This is a genomic window from Paenibacillus pini JCM 16418 (assembly GCF_000576305.1).
GTDB classification, from domain to species: Bacteria; Bacillota; Bacilli; order Paenibacillales; family Paenibacillaceae; genus Paenibacillus_AQ; species Paenibacillus_AQ pini.
In genome coordinates, this window is record NZ_BAVZ01000023.1 from 16,104 (window position 1) to 29,001 (window position 12,898).

The following is a 12,898-nucleotide window of genomic DNA, read 5'->3' on the forward strand; positions in this document are numbered from 1 at the left end:
AACCAAAGAACATAAAAATGGAGGCAGTCTTAATGACACTCTCTAAGAGTAAAGAACAAGATGTATATGCTATTTATATCAGGGTTTCCTCCGATAAACAGGCTGATAGCGGAGACTCTATACCCATGCAAGAAAATCTAGGAGTAGGTATTATTGAGAAAAATAATGGAATCCTTTTCAAGGTTTACATTGAACCAGCAGTATCCGCTTCTAAAACAAAATTAAAGGATAGAACAATCCTGCTTGAGTGTCTTGGCGATGCTAAGGCAGGATTGTTTAATAAGCTGATAGTCTATCGAAGAGACAGAATCGCAAGAAAGATAGAAGATTCTTTAGCAATAAGAAGTGCTTTAGAACAAGCTAACTGTGAGTTAATATATTCTGCAACTGGTGAAATGCAATCTTCAAATAATGACCCTTATGGAAAAATGATGGAGAATATTAGAGCTTCTTTAGATGAAATAGAATCAGCTCAAATATCAATGAGGGTTTCGGATGTAATGAGAGACAAAGCGAAGAGAGGAGAAAATAGCGGTGGAAATTTACCGTTTGGATATTATAGAAAAGATGAGCAAATATTATTGATACCAGAAGATGTTGAAATAATTAAGGAAATTGAAGAATTGTATTTAGGTGGATATGGTATACATTCAATAGTTAAATGGCTAAGTGGTGAAAAAATCTCTAATCTAGGCGCGCGCGCGCAAGGAGCCGCTTTTAGAAGAAAACAATACAAACGTAGTAGCGAAAAGTGGACTAATGACGTAGTTAAAACAATCTTGTATAATCCCTTCTATTCGGGCATGGTTCTTTACAGTACAGAAGGGGATAGGAGACTACTTAAACCAGATGATGTAGACGAAAAAGTAATTCGCGCAATTGGAACTCAAGAAGTATGCCGAACATCAAAAAGACAGCAGGAAATCAACAGAATTAGAGATAATAAGAAAAACTCAGTAAGATCACCCCGTTTTTATACAACTAGTTTTCTTCTATCTGGAATTATTTATTGTGCAGAATGTGGAAATAAATATAATACCCGCAACACAACAAAAGGTAATGGTGCTCAATATTTATATTATGTTTGTTCAAGTAAGCATTCACATAAATACGAAAATTGCTCTAGCTCAATTTTTAAAAAAGAGATATTAGAAGAGTATGTTCTACAAAAGATTAAAGAAGATATATCTGACATAGACTATTCAAATCTAACTAATAGGATACAAAATGGTTTGATTGAATCTGACAATGTATTAGTAAATGAATTAAAAGAAATTGAAAAAAAAATATCTAGATATAATAAAGACTATACATCTATTCGAAGATTGCTCTTAGATTTGGATGAGGAAGATAACAATTATACTCTTCTAAGAGACAATTATCAGGAAGATCAAGCCGAAATATTAAAAAAAATAAATGAAACTAAAATTCGCAAATCAATAGCAGAAGATAAAATGTTAATGCAGTCTCAGAAAAAAGATGCTACTGAATCAATGATCGATAATTTTAAAGAATTCTCTACTATGATTGATACAGCACCATTTTATCTAAAAAACGCTTGTTAGATGGTATATTGGAAAGAATCGATATCGATAAGTCTGGTAACACTACTTTTTATTATAAAATAAATATGGATAGTTTTAAAAGAACAACAACTAGCGTTGAAAATCAAAAACTATCTGTTATGTCTTTTGGCGGTGTGGGTGATACAACTACACTTGTGTTGGCACCATTAGTTGCTGCTTTGGATATTCCTGTAGCTAAAATGTCAGGTCGCGGACTTGGTCATACAGGTGGCACAATCGATAAGCTTGAATCTATCGAAGGCTTCCATGTAGAAATCGAGCGCGAAGAGTTCGTAAGACTCGTCAATGAATACAAAATTGCAGTCATCGGCCAAACAGGAAATCTCACACCTGCCGATAAGAAACTGTATGCTTTACGTGACGTGACAGCGACTGTTGATTCCATTCCTATGATCGCAAGTTCCATCATGAGTAAGAAAATTGCTGCAGGTTCTGATGCGATCGTACTGGATGTGAAAACAGGCGCAGGCGCATTCATGAAAACTGTTGATGATGCGAAGGAACTAGCTCATGCGATGGTAAGCATTGGTAACAATGTTGGACGTAAGACGATGGCAGTTATTTCGGACATGAGCCAACCGTTAGGTCTTGCAATTGGTAATGCGCTTGAAGTTAAGGAAGCTATTGATACATTGAAGGGTCATGGTCCTAAAGATTTGGAAGAGCTATGTCTTGCACTTGGACGTCAAATGGTATTCCTTGCAAATAAAGCAAACTCATTAGAAGAAGCCGAAGAGATGCTGAGAGAGGTTATCCGGAACGGTAAAGCTCTTGAGAAGTTCAAGGAATTTATCGTAAACCAAGGTGGTAACCCAGATGTTATTGATAACCCTGAGAAATTACCTCAGGCTAAATACTTGATAGAAGTTCCTGCCAAAGAAGATGGAGTTGTGTCTGAGATCATAGCTGACGAAATTGGAACCGCAGCGATGTGGCTAGGAGCAGGTCGTGCAACGAAAGAATCGGAAATCGATTTGGCTGTAGGACTTATGCTGAATAAGAAGATTGGGGATGCTGTTAAGAAGGGCGAGTCCCTCGTTACGATCCACGCGAATCGTGAGAATGTGGATGATGTAATGAACTGTCTCTACGAAAACATTCGTATTGCTGACCATGCAGAAGCACCGGTACTGGTACACGGTATCATTACAGAATAGTGACTGCTGAAATATGAATGAATGTAATTATAATAAAAAGGGTTGAGTAGCTATTATGCTGCTCAACCCTGTTTATATGTACTTGGATTCGTTTTTTTATCCAATAAATCTTGAAGAAAGAATGCTCATCGCATCATATGTCGTTGGCTCATTTACTGCAATGACAAAAATGATGATTAAGAAGATAATAATGATGAGATATAAGATCGTTCCCACAATACCGCATACTAGACCAGCTATAGCTAATCCACGTCCTTGCTCATTCTTAACTTTAATTTCCTTTAAAGCTAACGCACCAAATATAATTGCTAATATACCTAGAATAATCCCTACATACGGCGTAAATGCTAGAATACCGAGAATGAGAGCTGCTATGGCTTTTCCGTTTGTTACTGCAGGTGGATAAGGTGGGTAAGGCGGTTGTTGCTGGTATTGATTATACTCATTATCTGTGTACGGTTCCAACGATAAAATCCCCCTAAATGAATTGTTTAAATTTCCTAATATGCACATGTCACCTTTTATTATACCCAGTATTCTCCAATATGGCTACGTAAAACGTCAATATTCTACAATTCTATGTTTAATACACTTTGTAGAATTATATGCTGAAATTCTTTCTTAATTCTGAAGGAGAGATATCTTTATATTTTTTAAATGCACGGCTGAAATAATAAATGTCTTTAAAGCCAGTCGATAGAGCAATCTCCGATATATTCAATCGTGAATTTCGTAATAAATATTCCGATTTATTAATGCGCAGCGTATTAATATATTCAGTCACCGTGCGCGCGGTTAGCTCTTTGAATAATCGGCTGAAATGAAATCGGCTCAAACCTGCCAAATTAGCCAGTAATTCTACCGACAGCTCCTCTGAATAATGTTCATCAATATATTCAAAAATGGGAGTGAATCGTTCCAAATTCTTAATACGCAGCTGCTCATTTTCATTTGATGAATAATCGACAACGTAATTGCGAAGCAGCAGTGTTAGAATCCGGTATAAATAGGATTTAACCGACAGTTCATAGCTAAACGGACGTTCTTTTAGTTCCTTTATTAGTGAGGTTACGCAGTTTACCATCTCGTCATCATCCGTTATTTTACTCGCAAATAAAATACGGTTTTGGGTAATCGGTGTTATAAATTTCGTCTCAACGGCATCGAGTGATTGGCTTTGCAAAAGTTTCATATCAACGATCATCGCATAATAGACTAAATCTTCCGATAAACTGGTGCCGTAGTGTAAATCATTACTATTAATAACAACAATCTCACCAGCATGCACTTCATGGGGAATCGAGTTTATTTCAATAATGGCCGAGCCCTTAGAGAAATATAAAAATTCAATATGATTATGCCAATGATGTGGAAAGAGAGTCATACCATATTCGTTAGCTGAGCAATCATTTACTTTTACAGGAAAAAAGGGATTGGGCATATCCATGGGTTCCCTTAAATCAAGGGGTCGCTGCATTTCATTCACCTCAAAATAGCACATTTGTCTAAATGTTCAGCACTGCTCTTCATGGCAGTCTTATATAGAACTATTATAATTCAATTAAGAAGACAAAAGCGAGACACAAAAGGAGAGTTGAATTGAAATGAACAAAGTAAGAGTAGCTATTATTGGAGCTGGATCGATTTCGGAATCTCATTTAAATGCCTACCAGAACAATCCTAATGCAGAAATCGTTGCGATCTGTGATTTGAATGAGGAAAGAGCCAAAACGGTAGCCCAGAAATACGGAGCTCAGAAAACATATACAGATTATCAAGCATTATTGGCTGACCCGGATGTAGATGCTGTCAGCATATGTACATGGAACAATCTACATGCCGAAACAAGTATCGCTGCGGTTCGCGCCGGCAAACATGTATTGGTTGAAAAGCCACTTTGCCGCACAGTTGAAGAAGCTCATCAAATTCAGCAGGCAGTTCGCGAGAGTAAAGCCATTCTTCAAGTTGGCTATGTACGTCGTCACGATCCTAACGTTGAACTACTTCAAAACTTCATCAATAATGATGAGTTCGGTAACTTATATTATGCCAAAGCATCCATTCTACGCCGTTTAGGTAATCCAGGTGGATGGTTCGCGGATAAAGAACGCTCAGGCGGCGGACCACTGATTGATATTGGTGTTCACGTCATCGACCTCTGCTGGTTCATGATGGGCAAGCCTAAGGTGAAATCTGTTACTGGTAACGTCTATCAAAAGCTCGGAAATCGAGCGCATATCCGCAATTTTTCTTTCTATAAAGCAGCAGATTACGATTCAAGTAAGAATACAGTAGAAGATATGGCTAATGCGTTAATCCGTTTTGAGAATGGTGCATCGCTTATGGTAGATGTCAGCTTCTCGCTTCACGCTAAGGAAGATGAATCAACTGTGAAGATATTCGGGGAAAAGGGCGGCTTTGAAATTGATCCTGCACTCTTTATCGTAACTGAGAAGCATGACACGATCCTCAACATTCAACCTCAGACAGACCATAAAGCTTCCAATTTGTAGCCGCATTCCAGAATGAAATCAACAATTTCATTGAGAATATTCAGCAGGGTAAAGAACCTAACAGTCCTGTAGAAGATGGTGTAGAAATGATGAGAATGCTGAATGCCATTTATGAATCTGCTGAGAAGGGAGTCGAAATTATACTATGAAAATCGGAGTAAGCACATACAGCCTATTTCGTCCCATTCATTCGGGTGAAATCACGGTAATCGAAGCTATTGAGAAGATCGCAGCTATAGGTGGCGAGCATGTAGAGATCGTTCCCGTTGGTTATAGTTTGACAGACAATCCTGAACTTATCGATCAAATCGTAGCTAAAGCGGCTGAACTTAAACTCGATATTTCTAACTATGCGATCTATGCTAATTTTGGTGTAGACACAGAGGAAGAGTATGAGCAGGAAATTGAGCGTGTGAAGAAAGAGGTCGACATTGCGGCGCGTCTAGGGGTTAAGCTCATGCGTCATGATGTAGCAGGACGTAAGGATACATCGATTAAGCAATTTAACAGTGAAGTGAAGCGTTTAGCAGAGGCTTGTCGCCAAATTGCTGATTATGCAGCTCAATATGATATCACGACTAGTGTTGAGAATCATGGGTACTATATTCAGGCAAGTGATCGTGTTCAAACATTGATTCAAGAAGTTGATCGTTCTAATTTTAAAACTACGCTCGATGTGGGTAACTTTATGTGCGTAGATGAAGATCCAGTTGCCGCAGTGAAAAACAATATATCTTATGCTTCAATCGTTCATATCAAAGATTTCTATTTGCGCCCAGCAGCACAGTATCCAGGCGAGGGATGGTTTAAGACTGCAAGTGGTAACTATCTCAGAGGTGCAATCTCAGGACAAGGTGATCTTAACCTGCGAGAATCTCTGCGTATAGTGAAGGAATCTGGTTTTGACGGGTATCTATCTATCGAATTTGAAGGAATGGAAGATTCCTATGTAGGCACTCAAATCGGTCTAGATAATGTAAGAAGACTTTGGAATGAAATTTAGTATATGAGAAGAGGTGCTTGAGGATGAATAACAAGATTGGCGTAATCGTAGATAGCTTCTGTGTAGGCGTTAGAGAAGGCTTGCAGAAAGCGAAGAGTGTAGGGGCAGATGGCGTTCAAATCTATGCCGTAAGCGGCGAGATGGACCCTGCTAATCTGTCTACAGCACAACGTACAGAACTTAAGTCATATATTGCATCTCTAGGTTTAGAAATTTCTGCATTGGTTGGAGATCTTGGAGGTTACGGATTCCAAGATAAACAAGTCAATGCTGAGAAAATCGAGAAATCCAAGCGCATTCTAGATTTAGCAGTTGAGATGGGTACATCTGTCGTAACTACACATATTGGAATCGTTCCTGAAGATACAAATAGCGAAATCTATCACAACATGCATACAGCCTGCGAAGAACTCGCTGCATATGCAACAAGCATGAATGCATATTTTGCGATTGAGACAGGTCCAGAACCTTCTGCGAGATTAAAGCAGTTCCTTGATGGACTTAGCTCCAAAGGTGTGTCCGTGAATTTTGACCCTGCGAATATGGTCATGGTGACTGGTGATGATCCAGTTGAAGGTGTATACAATCTTAGAGATTATATCGTACACACACATGCGAAGGACGGTATTCGTCTGCAAGAAGTTCCTGCACATTATATTTATGAATCCCTAGGTTACGAAGCACCATCGAATGAGAACAATACATTTGTTCCAGGTGAAGGTCAATATTTCAGCGAAGTACCACTAGGTGAAGGAAGCGTGAATTGGCAGAACTATCTGAAAGCGCTGACAGATATAGGCTACCAAGGGTACTTGACGATTGAGCGTGAAGTTGGAGATGATCCAGCTGCAGATATTTCTAAGGCGGTTCAGTTCTTGAAGCAGTATAGAGTATAAATATATTCATTCAACATACAATATAGTGGCGGTTGTTCCTGTTGCTTTAACGGGGAGTAGCCGCTGCTTTTTTGTGATCAGTTGTTAACTTCTTTTCACAAGTAATGAGCGGAGCCAATCGACTAATAAATAGAATAGAGGGATCGTTTCGGATATAAGGACAAAAGGAATCCATCCATGCTCTAATAAATGATTGAGTTCTGTCTGTGTTCTGACAATGGTTAGAGACAAGCCTACCACTAGAGCTGTTATGACGAATGAAAAGGGCTTGTGATCTTTTAAAGAAAAGATATGAGTTAACCCTGCTGTGGCTGCAAATATAAGTAAGCTGATTTTGATAAACAAACTTGATAGCCAGATGGCAATGAGTAGAGGATCTAAGTTTTCTAGGAACGTAGATGTCTTCGCGAAACGTAGGAGCTCAAACTCCGGATATGTAAGGTTAGAAGGCAGCTCGGGGCCAAAAACCAAAATTACTGGAAGAAGGTTAGCTAAGATAATGAAAATGGACGTAATTGTTGCCCAGGTCAGAGATTTCATTGTTTTTTCGTTACTAATAATATAGGGCATTACAAATACTATAAAAGCCATCTCACCAAAGAGTGAAGCGATAAGAAAACTACCGTTTGTAATCCCGGCAAGTTCCATATGATTTAAAAATGCTATGGCCATGTCATAATTAATTTCTTTACTTACGATGAAGGGAATAAACAATATTCCTGCGATGGTAAAAAAGAAAATACCTTGAGCAGCTCTAAAAATACTTTCAATTCCGGAACGGACAGCATAGGCAATACAAATACCAAAGAGACTAGAAACAGCCCACTGCGGCGTATCGGGAAGATAGACCTGAATAACAAGATCCTGTAATTCTCTTAGTATAAAGGCAGCAATGCATAATATTGCGAAAATCATAAATACCATTAGCGGGTAATGAATCCATCTCCCCATAATCTTTTTACCGTAAGAAGAGAAAAATTGGGTGGGTCTTCTCATCGCTAAAAGAAAGGATCCATATGTCAGTATAAGTCCTAATATCGCCCCTATGAAGATCGAAACCCAAGAGGAATAATGACTCTTTTTAATAATAGGCCCAATTAAAAAGCCGATAGTTGATGTAAATAAATATAGACTATAGAGCATATAAATCTGGAGTTGGTTGATTTTCGCCATACAAGTAACCTCATTTTCATTAATTTCCGATGTGCATGAATTTTTCAACGGGATCGAATACCATTTCTATGACTTGAGCCATTGCCCACTGTCCATTGAAATAGTGTAATGCTTCCAAACAAATACAGACAGCAATACCCATAGCTATGACGATTACAAAAGTACGTTTCTTGCGTTGTCTAAGATGCATATATCTCCATTCTAACCAGAGGATACATCCGAACAGGAGTGCAATGACAATCATTCTCTTATCTCCTTATAATTGTTGACTTTTTCCGTCTCCTGTATCGTGCCCAAGCGATTAATAGTGATCTTTAATTTGATGTCGAAATCCACATGATTTACATAGAGATCTCGCCAATTGGAACGGATTTCCTTCCACTTTTTAGGGTAGTGCCAATCAATAAAATTACCAAAGTGAAAAGCGTCTGATTTTACTTTCCTCGTTCTATCAATGGATGTAATCATTCGTCTGCTGATCTCTTTTCCCAGCGCTTGTTCAAGGTTATTTAGTTGGTCTAAATTATTTAAATCAATATTCGAAGTGGAATTTAGTACATCCACATTGGCTTCGCTGTTTATTTGTAATTTAATTTGTTCATCGTGAACTTGTGGTCTAATTCTAGTGCGTTTATGATGAATCATAAAACTTATGTTTTTACCGTCTGTAGGGGATGGAATGGATATTTCGGCATCTATTAATTTCCCGGAAATCCATAATCCACCTCTCATTTCTTTGGTATCCAACTTACCTACCATTTTACCTTTAGAGAATATTGCTGCTCCCTCAGTGCCAAGCCAGGTCTGTTCCTTATTCTTTTCACTTATAAGATTTTTCTGGCTGAAGGCCAACATTGGGGCAATAATATCCCCTCCACTGTGGTTTTCCACAAGAAAATCCTTTATTGTCGTATTAAAAATCACGTTGTGCTGTCCATATGCGACTAATATATCTGAGGGGAACCTTTCGAATACACTAGGTATTGTTGTAATGACATTTGCTTTACCAGATGTAACAAATAGGGTGGCATTAATGTGGAATTTTGGTTCACGTCCTAGAAAATCGAGGAGTGGTCCAACCCCGGATTCTGCCATTTCTTTACCGATTACTACTACACGAGTTTGTCCAAAGGTGATTTCTCTTGATAGATCGGATTGGATTTTACGATAAGCTTTGCCGATATTTTTCTCCTGCTGTGTAATGAAGGTGTACGGTGCTCCAGATGATGTACCTGAGCCTCCTGCGGTTCCGGGAATTGTTCGGTTAGGTAAAGGGAATGCAAATGAAAGTTCAATTCCATCTTTTGTTTTATCTATAATGATCATTTTCACGAAAGCACGTTCATTTAATTCAACAGACGACCAGCAGCCAGAGAGAGGAAGTATGATGCTTATACTTAGCAAGAGAAGTAGAGCTTTGTATAATGTGTCGAAAGTTTTCAATCTTCCTCGTCCTCCTGCGTCTGTGTCCAATTTCGGTAATGCTTTGGTTGTCTCGATTTATTTGATCCCGATAAGGAAGGGCGCTTATTCATTAACCACCATGGAGCTCTAAAAAGGGTATCCTTCAGTTCATTAAATACCAGCGGAGCGAGTGGGGTTAGATAAGGGGTTCCAAAGGATCTTAAATTTAGAAGATGTAGATATATTACGATTAAACCACAAGCAATTCCGAATAAGCCGAATCCTCCCGCCAGAATCATAATGGGGAATCTCAATATTCGAAAAGATAATCCAAGATCAAAGTGGGGACTAATAAAGGATGCTATACCTGTCAGAGAAACGATAATAACCATAAACGCAGATACAACTCCGGCTTGAACAGCAGCGGTACCAATAATTAACGCACCAATAATCGAAACTGCCTGACCAATTGCTTTAGGTATCCGTACTGCCGCTTCTCGTAAAGCCTCGAAAGCAATTTCCATCAAGAAGGCTTCAATGAGGGCAGGAAAGGGAATCACTTCCCGCGAAGATGCTATCGAAATCAGTAGTTGACTGGGTATCATCTCGGGATGAAACGTAGTGATCGCAATATATGTGGATGGTAATAATAAAGATACAACGAGAAAGATGTATCTTATCCAGCGTATCCACGTAGCAGCGATAAAACGCTGGTAGTAATCTTCCGCCGATTGCAGCAACATAAATAATGTAACGGGTGCAATGAGGACCATTGGCGTACCATCCATAAATATAGCTACACGTCCCTCCAATATCGATGCGGTAACCACATCCGGACGTTCCGTATATTGCAACTGAGGAAATGGTGAATAAGGATTATCCTCAATAAATTCCTCTAAATAACCACTTCCGAGAATGCCATCAATCTTGATTTGGGATAATCTTTTTTTCACTTCGTCCAATAGCTCAGGCTTACAATTTCCTTGTACATACGCAATAACTACATTGGTTTGAGTCTCTTTACCGATCTGCATCATCTCTGTCTTAAAAGCAGCGGTTTTCATTCTTCTACGAATTAAGGTTAAGTTGATATCTAAATTTTCAATAAAAGCTTCCCGCGGTCCCCGAATGACCGATTCATTTGGCGCTTCTTGGATGGCTCTTGTCTCATATGATGAGAAAGGGAATTCAATCATTCTCTGATCTCCGTCAACAAGTAGCACAATATGACCACCTAAGATTGCGGATAATCCTTTTTGCATGTCCGTAATCTCTTTAAGGTCTGAGACGGATAGTTGTTTCAGATCAAAAAGACATTCTTTGAAATCAGATGCATTCGTTTTACCTAAGGACAGTATATCTTTCAGTACTTCCTCCTGAATCGTGCTTTGATCGATCATGCCGCGGAAATAAAGCAACGCACATGTCTGACTTGGATTGGGATTAAATATATGTGTCACCAAATCGGTGCAATTGCCTAGGTGATGATTAAACCATTGTAATCGTTCATCAATACTGCTGTTGGAGTTAGGTGAATCATTGCTGTGATCAATAGGCAGAGACTTCTTGACGTTTACTGTGGGTAGGGCTTTCATCGAGTGACGGATATTCGTATTGTGATTCCTTTTTTTTAGCCAACTAAATATCGACATGGCTATGGTTGTCCCTTTCGAATGCAATATTTTATTCGTTCTTTATCAGCATTCGCTATTTGGCATTTTTAAATTCCTTTTTCTTCAAAGTGAAATATGAAGGTGTAATAGGAAAAGGCCCGGCCATTTAGCGGCTGAGCCTTTCATGTTGCTATTTTTATTCACTATTCGTTTCAATAATCACACTACATATATTCGATTTTGCCTCGCCTGTATTTGTATTCTCGTCTAAATGATATTCATATTTGCATTTGAAGTATACTTGAATTTCTTCAATATCCTCTTCTAAATCTGATTGGATATGCCCTATATATGTCAATGCTTGTGAGTTACCAGGTAGAACCGCCCCTATATAAAACCCATCCTCCATGGTAAGGGTTCTCCATTTTTTAATACGATTCCATGGATTAAAGCAGTCCTACTTTGAATCCATTTTAAGAGGGTTACATTAGCGGTCAAGTTACCCAGATTGGTAATCAGAAGCTGAAAGGAAATTGTCTCTCCTACATCCCATATTTGTGTTTTAGGAGAAGCTGATATTTCGATAATAGATGCAAAAACATCTACGTTTACGTAATTGGAATAAAACGTATTTTGTACAACTCTACCGTCCGATAATCGAAAATTACACAAAAGGGTACTTCGCTGACTAATCTTACCATCATTGATTTGAAGGGAAGGTTGCGTAGTGATTTCCTGATATCGAATGGTAATGAATTGGCCGGGTCTAAGCGTTCCTAGAGGCACGCTATCTGGAAGCGAGGACCCAGTAATCATGGAATCGTCGATTTCTAGACTATTAGGGACAAATAAAAGTCCTTGAGGAACGGTATTTTTAAGATTAGCTTCGACTGCAAAATTCCCTTCGTTTGAAATGATCGTTGTGTATGTCAGTATTTCTCCTACTAAAGCTTTTGTTATATTCAAATCGTTGGTGATCGTAATAAGGGGTTGAACATAGGTAATTTGTAATAAGTTCGCCAAAGCCGAATATTCGGTATCGTTAGCGGTGTAATATAGAACGCTTTGAATGAAGAATGGATTGGTCTCCGGTACGCCTGCAATTCTAAGGGACACCCTTAATTGAACTGAAGCTCCAGGTAAAAGTGAACCTAATGGTATCCCATCATCGGGATTTACTGCAGGAATATACATATCGTTGATGGTGACACTTCCAGGTACAAAGACAACACCTGCTGGCAAAGGAATAGATAAGATGAGCAACTGTAAGGGAATATTTCCTTGATTGGTAATGGTCACCTGATACGTGATTACATCGCCAGTGAAGGTTTGATCTGTGCTTATCGTTGCAATCATGGATAATTGGAAAGGGATCACACGAATATCGACGGGATTGCTTTCCACTGAACCCGTTATCGTCCTTCCCTCTGTGGTCTTAAAAGAATAGACGGCAGATCCTTGATTTGTATATTTCAAATCATCTGGAATGCTAGTAATAATGGTTTGGAAAAAGACTTTAACTACGGTTCCCATATGAACCGTTCCAATATCAA

The 12,898-nt window shown here is 38.7% G+C and carries 12 protein-coding genes and 1 pseudogene; 5 read left to right on the plus strand and 8 right to left on the minus strand.

The window, feature by feature from the left end; translation table 11 throughout:
- The first annotated feature begins 32 nt into the window (after positions 1 to 32).
- Together JCM16418_RS20670 and JCM16418_RS20675 are read left to right on the plus strand one after the other, a co-directional pair.
- Positions 33 to 1,565 carry a recombinase family protein gene (locus JCM16418_RS20670; protein WP_036652769.1) on the plus strand — a complete coding sequence of 511 codons (1,533 nt, stop codon included), beginning with the start codon at positions 33 to 35 and terminating at the stop codon, positions 1,563 to 1,565.
- A 65-nt stretch (positions 1,566 to 1,630) separates the two neighbouring features.
- On the plus strand, positions 1,631 to 2,743 hold the full coding sequence (locus tag JCM16418_RS20675; protein WP_256203075.1) for a pyrimidine-nucleoside phosphorylase: 1,113 nt from the start codon (positions 1,631 to 1,633) through the stop codon (positions 2,741 to 2,743).
- A 96-nt stretch (positions 2,744 to 2,839) separates the two neighbouring features.
- Here JCM16418_RS20675 and JCM16418_RS20680 read toward each other — a convergent pair whose 3' ends face one another.
- Both JCM16418_RS20680 and JCM16418_RS20685 read right to left on the minus strand, forming a co-directional pair.
- Entirely contained in the window at positions 2,840 to 3,208 is a 369-nt protein-coding gene (locus JCM16418_RS20680) for a DUF4190 domain-containing protein (RefSeq protein WP_052020623.1), read from the minus strand.
- Between the two features lie 136 nt (positions 3,209 to 3,344).
- Positions 3,345 to 4,220, minus strand: coding sequence for an AraC family transcriptional regulator (locus JCM16418_RS20685; RefSeq protein WP_036652771.1), 876 nt, complete (start codon positions 4,218 to 4,220; stop codon positions 3,345 to 3,347).
- Between the two features lie 127 nt (positions 4,221 to 4,347).
- Here JCM16418_RS20685 and JCM16418_RS20690 point away from each other — a divergent pair.
- The 3 genes and pseudogenes from JCM16418_RS20690 (at position 4,348) to JCM16418_RS20700 (ending at position 7,155) form a co-directional block, all read left to right on the plus strand.
- Positions 4,348 to 5,405: pseudogene (locus JCM16418_RS20690) on the plus strand (Gfo/Idh/MocA family protein).
- A complete protein-coding gene (locus tag JCM16418_RS20695) occupies positions 5,402 to 6,259 on the plus strand; it encodes a sugar phosphate isomerase/epimerase family protein (RefSeq protein WP_036652773.1) in 858 nt (285 codons plus the stop codon). The pseudogene JCM16418_RS20690 and the gene JCM16418_RS20695 overlap by 4 nt, the downstream one beginning before the upstream one ends.
- A 23-nt stretch (positions 6,260 to 6,282) precedes the next feature.
- Positions 6,283 to 7,155, plus strand: a complete 873-nt coding sequence (locus JCM16418_RS20700; RefSeq protein ID WP_036652775.1) for a sugar phosphate isomerase/epimerase family protein — start codon at positions 6,283 to 6,285, stop codon at positions 7,153 to 7,155.
- 84 nt (positions 7,156 to 7,239) lie between these two features.
- On the opposite strand, the gene JCM16418_RS20705 is transcribed toward JCM16418_RS20700, so the two are convergent.
- From JCM16418_RS20705 to JCM16418_RS20730, 6 genes are all read right to left on the minus strand, one after another.
- Positions 7,240 to 8,328, minus strand: a complete 1,089-nt coding sequence (locus JCM16418_RS20705; protein WP_036652777.1) for a GerAB/ArcD/ProY family transporter — start codon at positions 8,326 to 8,328, stop codon at positions 7,240 to 7,242.
- Between the two features lie 19 nt (positions 8,329 to 8,347).
- Complete coding sequence (locus JCM16418_RS20710; protein ID WP_036652778.1) at positions 8,348 to 8,572, minus strand: hypothetical protein; 225 nt, start codon at positions 8,570 to 8,572, stop codon at positions 8,348 to 8,350.
- The gene (locus JCM16418_RS20715; protein WP_052020625.1) at positions 8,569 to 9,771 is read right to left on the minus strand and encodes a Ger(x)C family spore germination protein; all 1,203 of its coding nucleotides are present in this window, start codon (positions 9,769 to 9,771) and stop codon (positions 8,569 to 8,571) included. Before JCM16418_RS20715 ends, JCM16418_RS20710 begins: the two co-directional genes overlap by 4 nt.
- Positions 9,768 to 11,411, minus strand: coding sequence for a spore germination protein (locus JCM16418_RS20720; protein WP_242403927.1), 1,644 nt, complete (start codon positions 11,409 to 11,411; stop codon positions 9,768 to 9,770). The genes JCM16418_RS20715 and JCM16418_RS20720 overlap by 4 nt, the downstream gene beginning before the upstream one ends.
- Positions 11,412 to 11,541: 130 nt before the next feature.
- Positions 11,542 to 11,754 carry a hypothetical protein gene (locus JCM16418_RS20725; protein ID WP_036652783.1) on the minus strand — a complete coding sequence of 71 codons (213 nt, stop codon included), beginning with the start codon at positions 11,752 to 11,754 and terminating at the stop codon, positions 11,542 to 11,544.
- On the minus strand, positions 11,733 to 12,878 hold the full coding sequence (locus JCM16418_RS20730) for a DUF11 domain-containing protein (RefSeq protein ID WP_036652784.1): 1,146 nt from the start codon (positions 12,876 to 12,878) through the stop codon (positions 11,733 to 11,735). The genes JCM16418_RS20725 and JCM16418_RS20730 overlap by 22 nt, the downstream gene beginning before the upstream one ends.
- Positions 12,879 to 12,898 lie beyond the last annotated feature (20 nt).